This window comes from Acetohalobium arabaticum DSM 5501, assembly GCF_000144695.1.
Classification (GTDB): Bacteria; Bacillota; Halanaerobiia; order Halobacteroidales; family Acetohalobiaceae; genus Acetohalobium; species Acetohalobium arabaticum.
On the sequence record NC_014378.1, the window covers coordinates 1,883,581 to 1,900,806 of the forward strand.

At 34.7% G+C, this 17,226-nt stretch carries 16 protein-coding genes; all 16 read right to left on the reverse strand.

Annotated features, from left to right (window positions below; all coding sequences use genetic code 11):
• Window positions 1-18: 18 nt before the first annotated feature.
• Window positions 19-1,281 carry a (Fe-S)-binding protein gene (locus tag acear_RS09250; protein WP_013278750.1) on the reverse strand — a complete coding sequence of 421 codons (1,263 nt, stop codon included), beginning with the start codon at window positions 1,279-1,281 and terminating at the stop codon, window positions 19-21.
• A complete protein-coding gene (locus tag acear_RS09255) occupies window positions 1,274-2,671 on the reverse strand; it encodes an FAD-binding oxidoreductase (protein ID WP_013278751.1) in 1,398 nt (465 codons plus the stop codon). The genes acear_RS09250 and acear_RS09255 overlap by 8 nt, the downstream gene beginning before the upstream one ends.
• Before the next feature lie 214 nt (window positions 2,672-2,885).
• Window positions 2,886-4,541, reverse strand: a complete 1,656-nt coding sequence (locus acear_RS09260) for an L-lactate permease (protein WP_013278752.1) — start codon at window positions 4,539-4,541, stop codon at window positions 2,886-2,888.
• Between the two features lie 303 nt (window positions 4,542-4,844).
• Window positions 4,845-5,582: a FadR/GntR family transcriptional regulator gene (locus tag acear_RS09265; protein ID WP_013278753.1), complete on the reverse strand. Its 738-nt coding sequence runs from the start codon at window positions 5,580-5,582 to the stop codon at window positions 4,845-4,847.
• Window positions 5,583-5,761: 179 nt separating this feature from the next.
• A complete protein-coding gene (locus acear_RS09270) occupies window positions 5,762-7,153 on the reverse strand; it encodes an FAD-binding oxidoreductase (RefSeq protein WP_013278754.1) in 1,392 nt (463 codons plus the stop codon).
• 87 nt (window positions 7,154-7,240) lie between these two features.
• Window positions 7,241-8,440 (reverse strand): FAD-binding protein, encoded by a 1,200-nt coding sequence (locus tag acear_RS09275; protein ID WP_013278755.1) that lies wholly within the window; start codon window positions 8,438-8,440, stop codon window positions 7,241-7,243.
• Window positions 8,437-9,231 carry an electron transfer flavoprotein subunit beta/FixA family protein gene (locus acear_RS09280; RefSeq protein ID WP_013278756.1) on the reverse strand — a complete coding sequence of 265 codons (795 nt, stop codon included), beginning with the start codon at window positions 9,229-9,231 and terminating at the stop codon, window positions 8,437-8,439. The genes acear_RS09275 and acear_RS09280 overlap by 4 nt, the downstream gene beginning before the upstream one ends.
• A gap of 278 nt (window positions 9,232-9,509) precedes the next feature.
• Complete coding sequence (locus acear_RS09285; RefSeq protein ID WP_013278757.1) at window positions 9,510-10,025, reverse strand: GerMN domain-containing protein; 516 nt, start codon at window positions 10,023-10,025, stop codon at window positions 9,510-9,512.
• Entirely contained in the window at window positions 10,025-12,364 is a 2,340-nt protein-coding gene (locus acear_RS12205; protein WP_013278758.1) for an N-acetylmuramoyl-L-alanine amidase family protein, read from the reverse strand. Before acear_RS12205 ends, acear_RS09285 begins: the two co-directional genes overlap by 1 nt.
• A 164-nt stretch (window positions 12,365-12,528) precedes the next feature.
• Window positions 12,529-12,696, reverse strand: a complete 168-nt coding sequence (locus tag acear_RS12590) for a hypothetical protein (RefSeq protein WP_013278759.1) — start codon at window positions 12,694-12,696, stop codon at window positions 12,529-12,531.
• Window positions 12,697-12,928: 232 nt separating this feature from the next.
• Window positions 12,929-13,486, reverse strand: coding sequence for an ATP-binding protein (locus acear_RS09295; protein ID WP_013278760.1), 558 nt, complete (start codon window positions 13,484-13,486; stop codon window positions 12,929-12,931).
• A gap of 18 nt (window positions 13,487-13,504) precedes the next feature.
• Complete coding sequence (locus tag acear_RS09300; RefSeq protein ID WP_013278761.1) at window positions 13,505-14,245, reverse strand: PHP domain-containing protein; 741 nt, start codon at window positions 14,243-14,245, stop codon at window positions 13,505-13,507.
• Window positions 14,246-14,258: 13 nt separating this feature from the next.
• Window positions 14,259-14,591: a DRTGG domain-containing protein gene (locus acear_RS09305; RefSeq protein WP_013278762.1), complete on the reverse strand. Its 333-nt coding sequence runs from the start codon at window positions 14,589-14,591 to the stop codon at window positions 14,259-14,261.
• Window positions 14,592-14,626: 35 nt separating this feature from the next.
• Window positions 14,627-15,547 (reverse strand): CBS domain-containing protein, encoded by a 921-nt coding sequence (locus acear_RS09310; RefSeq protein ID WP_013278763.1) that lies wholly within the window; start codon window positions 15,545-15,547, stop codon window positions 14,627-14,629.
• Window positions 15,548-15,567: 20 nt separating this feature from the next.
• Window positions 15,568-15,909 (reverse strand): DRTGG domain-containing protein, encoded by a 342-nt coding sequence (locus acear_RS09315; RefSeq protein ID WP_013278764.1) that lies wholly within the window; start codon window positions 15,907-15,909, stop codon window positions 15,568-15,570.
• Window positions 15,910-16,116: 207 nt separating this feature from the next.
• Window positions 16,117-17,181, reverse strand: coding sequence for a peptidoglycan DD-metalloendopeptidase family protein (locus acear_RS09320; protein ID WP_013278765.1), 1,065 nt, complete (start codon window positions 17,179-17,181; stop codon window positions 16,117-16,119).
• Between the last annotated feature and the right edge of the window lie 45 nt (window positions 17,182-17,226).

Consider the following 17,226-nt stretch of genomic DNA (forward strand, 5'->3'; position numbering starts at 1 on the left):
TATCCCTCCCTTTTTTCTTTAATTATTTTCCTTGCCTTTCTGATAAGCCTCGTCTAACAGCTGAACTGTATGAACTACATCTTTATCCAAATCAGCTTTATTTAGACCATCAACAATCTGCATTAAGCAAGCTAAACAACCTGCAGCTACAGTATCCGCTCCTGTCTGTTTAATATCTTCTGTCTTATGACGATGAATATCCATAGACAAATCATAATGAGCAATATTAAACGTTCCAGCAGAGCCACAGCAGCGGTTAGGTTCTTCCATTTCTTCAAAGTAGAGACCAGGTATTGCTTCTAATATCTCTCTAGGCTGTTCAGTTACTCCCATCCCTCTGCTTAAATGACATGAATCATGATAAGTTACCTTTTTCCTTACAGACCCTAGCTTTTCACGATCAATTCCAACAACATCCACTAAGTATTCAGAAATATCATAGACTTCAGCCTCAAATTCTGTCTTCTCTAACCACTCTGGATATTCCTCTCTTAAAGTACTACCTCCAGAACCACAGGCAGTCACAATCGCATCTACATCATAACTATTTATCGCTTCTATATTATTCTTTGCTAATTCTTTAGCCGTATCTACATCCCCATAACTATTTATTGCTAATCCACAACACTGCTGCTCTTCAGGAATTACAACTTCAATATTATTTTCTGTCAATACATTAACTACTGCTTCTCCAACCTTAGGTTCTATATAATTAATAGCACATCCAGTAAAGAAAGCTACCCTACCTTCAGGATTATCAACCTCTATCACTTCAGGATATTTATCTCTAAAATGTTCAGTTGCTAAATTAGGTACCACTCTATCTTTATCCAGACCTAATCCCCCTAGTCTTATATTATTACCAGACTGTGGTCCATCATTCTCTTTAAAAGCTAACCCCTGAAAGTTTGCTCCTAATTTCATAGCAATAGGATATAATGTCTTATTACCTACTATACTGAAAATTCCTTTTTTAAGGACCGATAATCCCTTTTCGTCAGCTAACTCCTCTCGAGCTTTAAGAACCAACTTATCAACTTCTACTCCACAGGGACAGTTATCTGCGCAGGCTTTACATAATAGGCATAATTCCATAAATTCTTTATATTTATCTGTCAATTCTAAGTCTTCATTTAAAACACTTTCCATTAAATTAACCTTACCCCTGGCTACTGCAGCCTCATTATCCAATTCAGTAAAGATAGGACAAACCTCTCTACAGAGGCCGCATTTTACACAGTTGGCAAGCTCATCTTCAATTTCTTGTAATACTTTACTCATTATCATCAGCTCCAATTAATTTATGTGGATTAAATAATCCTTTAGGATCTAGAGCATATTTTAGATCTCTTAAAGCCTGTAAACCATCCTCTCCTATCTCTTGAGTCATAAAGCCAACTTTGGCACTTCCGATACCATGTTCACCAGATAATGTGCCATCTAATTCTAACGCTAAATCAAAGATTTCTTCCACAGCTTTATGCACTCGTTCCATTTCTTCTTCGTCGCGTTCATCAGCTAGAATCGTAGGATGTAAGTTTCCATCTCCAGCATGGCCAAAAGTTCCAATCTTTAAGTCATATCTCTCTGCTATCTCTCTAATCCCCTTAATCATAGCCGGGATATTACTACGCGGAACTGTTGCATCCTCAAGAATAGTTGTCGGCTTTTCTCTTGCTAAAGCAGAAAAGGATGATTTTCTGGCTGCTTTGAGCTCATCCCTTTCTTCATCACTTTTTGCCAGTTCAACCTCACGTGCATTATGCTCTTCACAAATTTTAATTACTTTCTTATAATCACGTTCTACTACCTCTTCAAGACCATCTACCTCAATTAATAAAACTGCTTCTGCATCAGTAGGCAGACCGATTTCAGCAAATGCTTCAACTGTCTTAATAGTTACCTGATCCATAATCTCTAAGGTAACAGGTATTACTTTATTACTAATGATACTAGATATTGTCTCAGCTGCATCATCCAGTTCATCAAATATAGCCAACATAGTCTTGCGGGTATCAGGTGCTGGAATTAATTCTAAAGTTGCTTTTGTTATAATACCTAATGTCCCTTCCGAACCGGTATATAAATTTGGTAAGTCATAACCGGTTACATTCTTAACTGTTTTACCGCCTATTTCAATTATTTTACCATTGGGTAAGACTATCTCTAGGCCCATTACATAATCCTTGGTAACACCATACTTTAAGCCCCGCAGTCCGCCAGCACACTCAGCAATATTACCACCGATTGTAGAAACTGACATACTTCCTGGATCAGGCGGAAACAGTAACTCTTTCGCCTCAACTCTATTACATAATTCTTCAGTAATAACTCCTGCTTCTACTGTCGCTGTTAAGTTCTCTTCATCAATCTCCAAAATCTTATCCATTCTAGTTAATACAACTACTACACTATTTTCAATCGGAATAGTTCCCCCACATAGATTAGTTCCTGCTCCTCGAGGAATTATATTGATCTTTTCTTCACTAGCTACTTTAACTACCTCAGCTACTTCTTCTGTATTCGCCGGCTTAACTACCAGCTCAGGCGTCATTGATTCCATACCTGCAGTAGAATCATAAGAATAACTGAGTAATTCCTCCTTACTGGTCAAAACATACTCCGCCCCAACAACATCATTAAATTTATCGATAACAGATTTACTAAACAATTCACTCACTCCTTTTTAGATTTAAATTATATTATCTATCTTACTTCTAAATTTATAATCTATCAAACCTTTGATCTAAATAAGGACTAGTGGTCTAGCCATTATTACTAAAAAACAAGATGGCCGGTAAAGATAAATAGAATTATCTTTACCAACCTTATTATTATCTATATCAGCAAATCCCCACTAATATCAGTAACTTAAACCTTAACCTTTAGAATATACCAGGCTGAAGGGTAATTAGAATCCAAGCAGCAATTCCAGCTAATAGTCCATAAGCTAAGGCAACAAATAAGTTCTTTCTAATAATCAAGCCTTCTTTTCCTACTATCCCTACTGTAGCACAAGCAGCTACTACATTATGGATACAGATCATATTTCCAGCTGCTCCACCTATAGCCTGTAGGGCTAAAATGATAGTTCGCGGCGCATTGATTTCCAGAGCTGTAGCATACTGAAAGTTGGCAAACATAATGTCTGATACAGTAGCACTACCTGAAATAAAGGAACCTAAAATTCCAGCAATAGAAGCCAGTAAAATCCAGAGTCTACCAGTTAAACTTGCAGCGGCTTTGGCCATTACAACCAACATAGAATCGCCGCCAACAGCCGGTCCGGAATTCATCATTATCTTAACCATTCCTAGAGTAAATACTAAAGCAACTGCTGCTGGAAGAAGCGTTTTAAATGTATCCTTCCAGGCCTTTGCAACCTTCTCTCCTTTCATGCCATAAATCATCGGCATTAAAATTGCAATAAAGATAAAAGGAAATATTCCCGGATTATAAAAAGGAGTAATTGTACTACCGGCAGAAGTACCGAAGATTTCAGTCCAGCCGAATGAAACTGACTTTAAAAGCGGCGTCAAACCAAAGACTTCTAATCGACCTACTAATAATATTAATCCAATTAAAACATATGGTAACCAAGCCATGAAAGCAGACATTTCAGCTTCAACATCGCTATCACCAGGCTCAATATCTCCTATCCAGCTACTATCCCATTCACTTTGAGGTTTGAATTCCCATTCATCTTCGGGAACCAGCCAGCCCTGGGAAACTACAAATACTATAATTGGAATCGCTATCAACGAACCCATTAAGGCCGGAAGCTCAGGACCACTAATATAAGCAATAATTGTAGAAGGGATAGTATAAGATAAACCTGTAAATAATGCTAAAGGCCAGATTTCCAGTCCATCTTTAAAAGAACCTTTTGTTATTTTAGTCGTCATTAATACTGCAACTAATGGAATAAAGGAACCAACAATAAAATGTAAGAAAGCAGTATAGACACCGATATTTTGTAGGAACTGTAAGAAGGTCATGCCTTCTGGTAGGTTAACTACACCTTCCAGCGCAGCAAATCCACCCCAGATTGGAACTCCTACTGCTCCAAAACTTACCGAAACGCTATCACAGATCAAGGCAACAATTGCAGCTACTAATGGAGGAAAACCTAATCCTACTAATAGCGGCGCACCCACAGCAGCAGGTGTACCAAAACCAGCAGCTCCCTCAAAGAAAGAACCTAATAGAAAAGCAATTAAAAGCACCTGCACACGACGATCCTTAGTAACTCCAGTTAAACTAGCTCCAATACTATCAACAGCACCAGCACCCTGAAGAGTCTTCAAAATTAAGATAGCACCAAACACAATTAATAAAATTGAGAAAGCATTTATTACTCCACTAATCGTAGAAGCAGTAACCCATTTCATCGGCATATCCCAAAAAACCAGCCCTATTATGGCTGCAGTTAAAAACCCTAACGGCATCGCTTTGTTAGATGACCACATAAAGCCTACCATTAAAATCCCTACTACCACAATTGGAAGAGTAGCTATCAAAGCAGACATAGTTAAACTCATTAATTTTATCCCCCTTATTGTAATTTTGATTTTTTACTATAAATATTAATGAATTTTTATTTTTTTACTACAGTTATTTACTCCCCCTTTCCTGATCACTAAAAATTATATGATATTCAAATTTATATCCAACTGATGGTATGACCATTCACCCTAAAAAAATATGATCAATGAATTGTAAAAATATTTTATATTATAACAACTAGATAAAAAAATTATCATTATGTAAAAGATAATTTATGTTTGTTAGGTTAATTATATTAAATTGTCAGAAAAATGTCAAGACTTTAAACTTAATTAATATTAAGTCTCATCTTTTAGTCTATTGCTTTCTTTAATAATCCACAGTATTTCTTCTCTTGCTGCTTCTAGATGGTGGTACATTGCCTGTTTAGCGCCTCTAACATTCTTTTCCATTATATTTTTATATATATTTTTATGCTGCTGAATTATCATTTCTGAATTCCCCTCTACTTTATACATCTGCTGCAGATTCATTCCGATAGAATTATACAATAAATCAGCAATTACATGCATTATCTTTACCAAAATTTTATTTCCAGTCCCCTTAGCTACCGCAAAATGAAACTTGAAATCTGCATCAGAAGCCATTTCTCCTGTAGATCTCTGTTTCCTCATTAAACTCAAAGCCTCTTTCATCTCTTTTAGTTTTTCATCTGTAGCCCGCTCTGCTGCTAAACCTGCATTACCTACTTCAATTATTTTGCGAATCTCCAGTAATTCAAAAACATTATCCTGATCTATCATTAATACCAAAGCCAAAGGTTCAATTAAAGCATTTGAATCTGCATCAGTAATAAAGGTTCCCTCTCCTGGCCTGCTTTCAATTAAACCTAACATTTCCAACACACTAAAGGCTTCTCTAATGGAAGCACGGCTGACATCCAGCTTCTCAGCCATAGCTCGCTCTGACATCAATTTATCTCCAGGCTCTAATGTACCATCAGCAATCAATTCTCGAACTTGTTCTATTATCTGTTGATAGATCCTCTTATTTTTAATCGGTTTAAAAATTGACATACTCTCTCTCCTATCTAGTTACTAACTCAACCCTTTAATCTAAATATTCGTCACACTATTCACTTACTTCTATAATAAAGTAAATTATTCCTGCTATATTTAAAAATAAAAAGGGATTCCCCAATATTAGAGAATCCCTTAATGCATTATTCAGAAAGAAGAAAGTTTAGCTTTATAGACTAGACAGTCTTACCTGGGTTTAGAATGTTCTGTGGATCAAAGACTTCCTTAATCCCTTTCATTAATTCAACCTGTGTCTTGCCTATATCTTCATGAAGATATTCTTTTTTCGCATAAGCAATTCCATGTTCTCCTGATACCTGTCCTTTCATCTCTCTAGCCTTAGCATACATATCATCCATTACAGCTTTATTTCTCTCATGCCAAGTCTCTTCATCTAAATCATCTTTTAAAGTATAAATATGCAGATTACCGTCTCCAGCATGGCCGAAACTCCGGATTCTTAAATCATGTTTTTCTTCTAATTTATGAGTATACTTTACAAACTCAGCAACTCTATTTCTAGGTACAACTACATCACATTCATCTAAATGGCTTACAGCCTTTAGTGCTTCCAGCAAAGCTCCTCTTGTGTCCCAGATAACATCCTGTCTTTCTTCTGTATTAGCAATATAAACATCATAGGCATCATTATCCAGACATACATCAGCTGCTGCTTCATACTTTTTCTCTAACTCTTCATTATCATTACCATAGAAGGTCAATAACAGATAAGCCGGTGCAGAAGTCTCAGGAAATCCCTTTCCTAAGTAATCAGTCGCTGCCAATAATACTTCCCGTTCCATAAACTCAATTCCAGTCGGAACTATTTTGGCATTAATAATCTCCGGTACAGTATCAATAGCCTCATCTAGGCTATCAAAGGGAATTAAGAGAGTAAGCTGCTTTTTAGGTAACGGTATCAGCTTCAAAGTAATTTCAGTAACAATTCCCAATGTTCCCTCAGAGCTGACCATCAAGTCTTTAATACTGTAACCAGAACTGTTCTTAACTACTTTTCCACCAGTATTAATAACTTCACCATTAGGTAATACAATCTCCATTCCCAATACATAATCCCTAGTAACGCCATACTTAACAGCTCTCATCCCGCCGGCATTAGTTAAGACATTACCGCCTAAAGTTGCACTCTTTTCCCCGGGATCTGGAGGATACATAAAGCCTAAATCATTTACTTTTTCGGCAAAGCTCATCAAAATAACTCCCGGTTGAACTTTAGCTGTTAAATTTTCTTCATCAATCTCAATAATCTCATCCATGGCAGTAGTTAGTAGCAGAATTCCGCCTTCCATAGCTACTGCTCCACCACAGAGTCCTGTTCCGGTTCCCCGCGGGGTTACCGGAATATTTCTTTCCGAGGCTAATTTCATAATTTCAGATACCTCTTCTGTTGTTTCAGGTTCCACCATTACCTCAGGATATACTTTAAGCTCAGCCAACTCATCATGAGCATAATCTTCATTAATGTTTTCTTTTATAGTAACTCGATCAGAGTCTAAGATTTCTTCTAAACACTTTATATCTTCCTCAGTAACCTTATTATAACTCATCAATCTTCCTCCTTTATTTGAGTACTATCACAATAACTACTTAAGTAAATCACATAATTTCTAAGCATAATTATGCAAGAGACTTGCTTAACTAGCTAAAATATTCTCTCCATTCTTGATCTTTTCAATCAATCTAGGAAGAACTTCGTAAAGATCTCCTACTACTCCATAATGTGCTACATCAAAGATATTCGCCTCAGGATCATTATTTACAGCAAAGATATTCTCTGAATTCTTCATGCCAGCTACAAACTGAACTGCTCCCGAAATTCCCAATGTAATTATTAATTCTGGACGTACTGTTCTACCGCTCAAGCCAATCTGTTGCTTATGTTCAGTCCAGCCTTTTTCAATCAGCGGCCGAGTAGTTCCTAATTTCCCCCCTAATAAATCAGCAAGTTCCTGTGCCATCTCTAAATCCTTCTCTTCTCTAATTCCTCGACCAACTGCCACAATAACATCAGCATCTTCTATACTTTCTACGTCTGGCTTCTTGGTAATCTCACAAATCTTAGCTCTTGTTTCTAATTTTTCTTTCGAAACGCTGAACTCTACAACCTCACCAGTTGGATTCTCAACCCTTGGAATCGGCTCCATAACCTTATAACGCATAGTAGCCATCTGCGGCCGGTGTCTGGTAGTCAGGATTCTCGCCATAATGTTACCACCGAAGGCAGGCCGAGTCTGTACTAAATCAGTATTCTCTCTAACATCCAGAATAGTACAATCAGCAGTTAAACCGGTTCTGAATCTAGTAGCAACCCGCGGAGCAAGAGAACGACCGATAGACGTAGCTCCTATCAATACAATAGTAGGCTTAGTTCTTTTAATACAGTCTTCGATTGCTGTTGCATAAGGCTGAACATTATAATGATGTAATTCTTCTTGATCATAAACATACACTTTATCAGCCCCATGAGCAAGAATTTCATCAGTCTGATCTGTTAGATTATGTCCAAGCAAGATTACATGGAGTTCCTGATCTATCTTATCAGCTAATTCTCTACCCTTACCCATTAATTCATAAGTTACAGGATGAATCTCGCCTTCCAGCTGTTCAGCAAAGACTAATACATCACTATACTCATCCTTATTAACGGCTTCCCGTTCATCCTCAACAGGTTGAATAACGCCTTCTGGACAAGTATCAACACAGATTCCACAAGCTTTACAGGCAGCATTTATTTCAACTTTATCATCTACTATTTCTATAGCATCAAAGGGACAAGCCTCAATACATTCTTCACACAAAGTACAGTTTGCATAATCTATAGTATAGTTGCTCATATCATCTTCAACTCCTTTAACTCATTATACATTTTATCAGATAATTCTTCGCCAGTTCCATCCCACATAACCTGCTCAATATCATCATCAGGTGGGAATACCTTTTCTACCTGAGTTGGCGAACCTTTTAATCCAAAATTCGTCTCATCATCATCAGGTAAATCATCGAATGTAAGAGTATTAATCTCCCTATCCTGGGTTTCTAATTTGAGTTTATAAGAAGGCAGGCGCGGCTGCTTTACATGCTTAGTTACAGTAATTAAGCCTGGATAACTGAATTCAACTATCTCAATTGTATCAGCCATATCTTTTTCCACAACTATCTTATCTTTAGTAGACTCCTCTATCGAACTAACATAAGCTACATGAGGAATGTCTAAAGTTTCTGCTATAGCAGGACCAACCTGAGCAGTATCTCCATCAGTACTCTCCATACCACAGATAATCAAATCATAGCCATCCTTGAGGCCAATTACTTCTAACCCCTGAGCCAGAGTATAACTGGTAGCTAACACATCAGCCCCGGCAAACTTAATATCAGATAGAAGATATCCTCTATCTGCTCCCATCATATAGGCTTCTTTAAGTACTTCTTTAGCCTGGGGAGGTCCCATAGTAATAGCTGTAACTGTTCCTCCATGCTCTTCTTTTAACTGTAATGCAGTTTCAAGAGCATACATGTCATAAGGGTTCATTATAGAATCTACCCCATCACGAATTAAATTACCATTTTCATCAACTTCTACATCCTTAGTTTCAGGAACCTGTTTAACACATACTAAAATCTCCAACTTATTCTCCTCCTTTGAATATTAATATAATAAACTATTTTTTCTTTATCATAATTTGAAAGCTTTTCTGATATTTTACTATTAAATCAAATATTAGAAATCTAATTATGTTATGTAAATAATTAACCATATGATGGCCTGACCAATATTACTAAATTAATTATACATAATTATCGAAAAAAAGTCAAACTTTTTATTTAATAATTTAATTCTGAAAATTATAAAAATCAAAAAGGATAATTAAGGAAATATTCGGTATTTTAATGCCGAGTAATTCACTAATTTTCATATTCTATTAATTCATCATTAGGTCCAATAGGATCTGTTAAATCAATATGTCCTACTAAACTCTCAATCTTTGTTCCGGCAATTAAGAATTGAACCTGCTTAACTTCAGGAAACTGAGCCATAGTATTAACAATAGAATAGATAGTCATAATCTCACCAGTACTGCCACCCCAATGATTCTCCCTAAATTTAGAATTGAAATTTAGAATTAATACTTCCTTTCTTAGCTTAAAATCTATCAATTTAGTTCCGTCTGGAAGAGTCTGGCCTAGATATTTATCTGTTGGCCCCTGAATTAACTCTTGAATAGTATTAACATATAATTGGTCTGATTCAACTCTTCTTACTTCTGATTTCAAATTCTGTCCTTGATTATAACTAAAATAAAGCTTTACTTCTTTCGTTTCACTCTGAGAAGTAGTAAATAAAATAAATAATATAATTACTGAAATTAAGGTAATACCCGCAATTAACAGATAATTCTTCTTTTCTTTATCCGTCATCATTAGTTTCCTTCCTCCTTGCCTGTTCGGCTAAAGAAATCAACTATTCCTTTATACATTCCTTCAGCTGCCTTCTGCTTAAAACTAGAGCTAGCCAGTAACCTTTCTTCATGACTATTAGTTAAAAAACCAATCTCAACCAAAATTGAAGGCATAGTGGTATTCTCCAAAACATAAAATTTATCAAATCTAACACCACGATCAGGAGTTCCTAACTTTTCATGTAATGAGCCCTGTACTTTTTTAGCCAGTACCAAGTTATCACCATAGCTGCCGGGATAAACGTAGGTTTCAGATCCTGAAGCTTTCTTCTTTTGGTGAGCATTGGCATGAATACTAACAAATATATCACAGTTTAATTCATTAGCCTCATTCGCTCGATCCCAGAGTGTAACATACTTATCTTCTTTTCTAGTCATCCTAATCTTAGCTCCAGCCTCTTTTAAGAGGGATGCTAATTTTTTAGCAACATCTAAATTAACATCTTTCTCCATAGTTCCTCCAGCCCCAATAGCTCCAGGATCAGCTCCTCCATGCCCAGCATCAATTACAATCGTTTTTCCTACTAAATTCAAGTTATTACTGTTAGTAGCTTGGATTTGAAGATTTATCTCATTGGTCTCTTCCTCTGAAACTACCTGATAATCAACTGCATGAGATAATTCAAATACTACTCTGGCTATCATTGGATTACGTGAAAACTGGCTCACTCTAACATCCTTAATAACCCCTTTAGCCTCAGTAATTTCTGTCGGCTTTAAAGCAGCTGCTGCCCCTGGAATATCGATTACCAATCTATCTGGATAATTAAACTTTCTGATTTCATAATTAGAGTCAGTATTTAACTTAACCTGCATTGAGGTTTTTTGATTTTGCTGTGTTATATCAACAGCCCTCAACTGTTTGCTTTTCTCCTCAGTTTCCTGCTCAGCAATATCTTTTTCAGCCTGTGACTTAAGATTCTTAGGCGAATCCAGTTTTACTACTGTAACATAATCATCCGTTTCTTTGTCTACTCTACTTTCAAGCTCATAATCCACTAGTTTTTCCAAATCAATTACTGTTCGAACCAGCTCTTTATTGAATTGAGCTATTCTAATTTCTTCTATAAACTCATCTTCTATTGTAATATTCTGGCTTAAATCCCGGAAAACTGCATTCGGAAAATCGGCAACTAAACGATCCCCTTTTTCTAGCGGAACCACCTGAGGAGTGACCGGATATTCAGTCTTTATTCTAACCTCTCCTGCCTGTGAATCATAATTAACATCTATTAACTCAACTCGCCTCTCTGGACGCAATAATAATAGATTATTGTTCTCTGAATCCTGCTCAATATCCAATTCAAACCATTTTTTCATTTTAAAAATAACCTTTATTACTGGAATTCCTTCCTTTTCTAACTGTGTTAAATTAACATTTTTAACTAACTCATTATCTATTACAAACTTATCCTTTACTACATCTAAAATCATATTTGGAAACTTAACTATCATCTTTTTATTATCTTTATCAAATTCTGTTTTATAATTATTCAATTCATCAGTAGCAGAAATTGAGAATAAACCTTTATTATTATCATATTTAAAACCAGTAATCTTAGAATTCATCTTCAATATTAACTGACAATCTCCATTCTTGTTAATAACTTCCGTTCTATAATCTAAAGGCTGATATAGATCTAATACAACTCTCGTAACCCCTGGGTTGAACTGACCGCTTCTAATCTGAAATATTGATCCATTATTCACAGCAATATCATCAATATCCTCTGCTAACTTAGAATCATATATATCAATCAACAAACGATCCGGAGCAGTTAATTGTTTGATTTCATAATCCAGTTGCTCTGTAATTTCAATCTTAATTGCTTCGCCAAACTTCTGATTCTCATATGTAATATCCTTTACCGTACCGGAAGGCTTAGAAAACTGTAGAGTATTATCAGTCCAGTCTACTTTATAACCTAATATTTTACTTATAAAATCTACTGGAATCAAGACTCTATCCTTTTCCAATCTAATATCTGAAGATAACTCTTTAATCCTATCTCCAACCTGCACTTTACTCTCTCCTGCTCTTAATTTAATTACTTTATCATCATATTTTATATTAACTGTTTTAATTAGATTCTTCCAATCAACCTCTAAATTAAATCCCTCTGTTAATATTTCAACAGGAATTAATAAAGTATCCCCCATCTGCTTAACTTTTAAATCAGACCGTACAAGCCGATCATTAATAAATACCTTAGAAACTGTACTCGAAGCCAAAACAGGTGATATATAACATACTAAAGTAAGTAAAATCACTAACATAATTATCCGTTTGTGAATTAGCATCCCTTCTGCCTCCTAAATATGAAAAATTCAATTATAGGGTTATATTCATTTATTCTACTTTAATTATATATATTCCTGTTTTTAATTGAATTTACAGCATAATAAAAATGATTGTGCATAAATGCACAATCATCAAAAAAAATAATATAGAACTTTAACTACAATTACGGCTTATTGTACTCAATATTGGCTTGTTTAATATGACGAAGTGTAAGCTTTTTATGTGATTTTAATATTTCCTGTGATAGCTTATCTACCTTTTCTTCACATTCCTCACAGGTATTACAGAATTTTTGCTTCGAAATCTTTTTACCACAGATAATACACACCATTAATATCACTCCCTTACATTAAATTTAAGCCACCATTAAATATCTATCTAAAATCCAATTACATTTAAAATCACTTTATATTTATCAGTAATCGGAATAGTAAAAGTGATTTTTTTCACAAGGCATCTAAAATAATTATATTTTTTACTTATTACTTATGTTCTACACTAATATATGAATACCTGCTTAAATTCTGAATTTTTTTAATTTAATTTTAATTTTAATAATTCTATTACTTTAATTCTTCTGTCTTTTTAATTTTTTCTATATTTTCTGATAAATATTCTTTAATAAACTTAATTACTTCCGGCTTATTAAGCGGCACTCCCTGTAATCTATCTCTAAGATCTGATGTAACAAATGAAAATTCTTCATTATCAATTACATGTCGATAATAAAGATCTAAATCAGGATTCCCCTGAATAATTGTTACAATAGTTCCCACAATATCTCCTAAAGGTACCCGGTCAATATGGCTGTGCTGAAAAGTAGCTTCTACTGTTGTGCCTTTACCCTCTGTAGATGAAATATTTAATTCTCCATTACACTGTTCAGCTGCTGCTTGAAAGAGCGGCAGACCTAAACCTACTTTTCGAGTAGTCCTGGTTGTAGTAAAGGGATCTAAGACATCTTCAAGAAATTCTTCAGAAATCCCTTGACCATTATCAATAATCAAGATCTTCATCTTGTCAGCTGTTAAATCCTCAATTATTTCTATTCTTACTTCTGTAGCTTCAGCCTTGATAGAATTCTGTACTAAATCCAAAATATGCAGCGATAATTCTTTCACTACCATATTCCTCCATAATCATTTGTTAATTACTACCTTCCGGTCCTTATCACCTTTAAAAGCCAGATTTATTTCTGATAAAATTGGTGCTTTTAATTTAAATTTAATATGTGGCGCTATATCAGATATATAATGTGCATCTGAAGACTTTATTAACCGATAAGATTCTGCTGTTGGAAATTTATTATATAATTCTATTTGGGAACAGAATTTAGAAATTTCCAATACTGAAAAATTAACTTCTTCTGGAATAAAGCCCAAACTGGTCAATATACTGTACTCTTTTTTATCGACATGAGCCGGAAAGATTATTCCACCCCGTTTTTCTACTTCGGCTACTGTCTCTTCTAAAGAAAGATCCGTCGATATTAAAAGCAGCTGCTCTATCCTATCTATGAATTGATCCTTCTCATCAGTAATTAACTGAGGACCAAAAACCTCTTCATCATTATCAACCGGCGGCAAATGAGAATAGACTAATTTTTGAAAAGACATTACTGCTTTTAAATCAGAAAAAAGAGTAATTAAATGAATTTCCTCTTTAGTCTCAATCTCCATACCTGGGATTATATTAACGGTTGAACTCTTAGCCAATTTCAAAGCTACTTCCAAATTTTCAGCCGAATTATGATCAGTAATTGCTAAAATATCTATTCCTTTAGCTTCTGCTGTCTGAATAATATTCTGCGGAGTCATTATCAAATCACCACATGGAGACAGAACTGTATGAACATGTAGATCAGCTAAATATTCTATCATTATATAATACTCCTTAAACTCCTAATTTATACAGTCGCCCTGCTATTTCATAAGCTGATAGTTCAGTAGTTAATAAGGGAATTTCTTCTTCTTTGGCTTTAATTATAGTTTCTTCATCCAGCTCCGCCCCATCAACAATTATAATTCCGGCTAATCCAATTAAAGAGGCTACTGCTACTATATTCTGATGCGTCTGAATAGTAATCCATAAGTCACCCGGATTAGCCTGGCCCATTACATGGCTCAATAAATCAGAAGAATATCCTCCTGTTACTTCAGAATCTAATTCAATTGATCTATCAACTACTGTTAAGTCCAATATAGAAATAATTTCTTTTAACTCCAATTTCACGCCTCCTTTATATCTATTTCTCTCAAAGCTTAATCATCCGACTCCAGATAGATCTCCGCTTCTATTTTGGTACCTTGACTGACTTTTGAATCAATATTTAATTCATCTGAATAGCGTTTGATATTGGCTAGTCCCATACCAGCTCCAAACCCTAATTCCCGTATATATTCAGAAGCAGTAGAATAACCCGGCTCCATAGCAGATTCTACATCTTTAATTCCAGGGCCTGAATCTTCAACTGTTATTTTAATCCGGCTCTGATCAACTTCTAACAATACTTTACCCCGTTTAGCATGAATTATTACATTCATTTCTGCTTCATAGATTACAATAGCTGCCTTTCTAATGACAGCTGCTGAAATTTCTAATTGCTGCAAGGTCTTCTTAATTCTACTCGAAGCATTTCCTCCCTTCTTGAAATTTCCGCCTTCAATCTGTAATTCAAGAGGCTGAACCTCTTCTTTACTCGCTTCTTCATCTTCTTTTCTAACTCCATTTTCAGCAAAAGAATCTTCACTTATCTTTTCTTTAACTTTGGATAATAATTTACGGGTAATATCACCAGGAGTAATAATTCCTACTAATTTATTATTATTATCTATTACCGGCAGTCTACCAAATTTATACTTCTTAAACTTAAATAAAACATCACCAATAGAATTATTCTGATTATTAACTGTAATTAAATCTGTACTCATTAAACTATTGATCTTATTATCTAATTTATTATATTCCAATCCCTGAATTATATCATCAATGCTAATAATTCCCAACAGTCTTTTATTCTGATCAACAATAGGAATTCCTGAAATCTTTCTAAGGCGCATAATTTCTTTAGCATTCTTTAACTTATTATCAGGATGCAGGGTAATTACATCAGTAGTCATAATATCATTAATTGTTAAATCAGCCGAAATCTGTTTAACAAATTCCAGTGTAAAATTCTGCAACTTATGCTTCCCCCTTTGGCTTATTCCGCACCTAAACCTGCCTGATACAACCGGCCGCATGACTCATATAAGGTATAATCTGTGTATAATAACGGAATTTCAGTCTCTTGAGCCAATTTTACTGCCTCATCACTAGGCTGTTTGCCTCTAACAAAGATAATTGCCGATAAATCAATTAAATCTGCAGTTCTAATCACCTGAAGCTTAGTCAATCCTGTTAATAAGAGCGTCTTTTCAACAGTAAAGGCTAATACATCACTCATTAAGTCAGCCCCACAAGCAGTAGTGATTTCTAAATCCAGATTGTCTTCACCTATTATTATCTCTGATTCTGTAATCTCTTTTACATCTTTAAGCTCCATTAACTTTCCTCCTTTTAATTCCATTTTATTCCAACTTTAATTTATAAATTAAGATATTTTTTTCACAAGGGATTCACTTAAAAAGAAATTACATTTTTATATTAATTCTATATTCTAAATCAAATACCTTCTATATATATTAATTTTATGATTTTTAATTAACTAAAACCTCTGACTATACTTAGTCAGAGGTTCAGCAGAATAACTTTAATATTTAGAAGGGAGTTTATTTAATGGATTAATTGGTTCTCCATCAAGTAGGATTCTAAAATCAAGATGAGGGCCAGTACTGCGTCCAGTACTTCCTGAACGGGATATAACCTGTCCTTGCTGTACATATTGACCAGTTTTCACTAACAATCTAGAATTATGTGCATATAAGGTTTTAATCCGGTCTTTATGTTTAATAATTACGGTATATCCAAAACCTTTAACCCAGGAACTAGTAACTACCTTTCCGGGAGCTGCTGCCTTAATGACAGTTCCAGGAGAAACTGCTATATCAACTCCTCCATGAAAATGCCGCTCAGAAGTAATAGGATGAACTCTATAACCATAATCAGAACTTATTCTACCCTTAACTGGCCAGATAAATTCAGATCGATGATAATTAGAACCAGTCCTACTTACTTCAACTCCTTGGGCTTTTCTAGGAATCTTTAAAGTCTGTCCAATTCTAATTCGTTCTCCATTTAGATTATTCAATTCTTTAATTTCAGATATATCACTATTATATCTTTTCGCTAATTCTGATAAAGTATCCCCAGCCCTGACTTTATACTCAATAATAATATTATAGAGATCCTTTTCATTTCCGCCCCCTATTGCTATATCAGGAATTATTAATTTTTGTCCAACTCTAATCATTGAGTCTTTAAGATCATTAGCTTGCTTAATCGCATCAACAGAAACATCATACTCTTCTGCTAAGCCATATAATGAATCACCCGGCTCTACCTTATATTCTAAATCAATCTTTTTATTCTGTAAATAATAGATGGTTCTAGTTCCTACAATTCCATCAGAGAATAAATCATTTTTTTCTTGAAATTTCTTTACTATCTTTTTAGTTTCCTTACCAAAGATTCCATCAACTTCTATACTATAACCTAAATTATTTAACCTCTGCTGTAATAATTTAACATCACTTCCCCGCATTCCAACTTCTAAATCTCTAACTCCTAAACTAGAAGCAAAGGCTACTGTATAAATATTGAGCAAAATTAAAAAAACCAATAATGGAAATAATACTTTAATTCTCCGCCAATTCACTATTTATCCTCCTAAGTTATTCTACTTTCTTATTTTAACCATCTT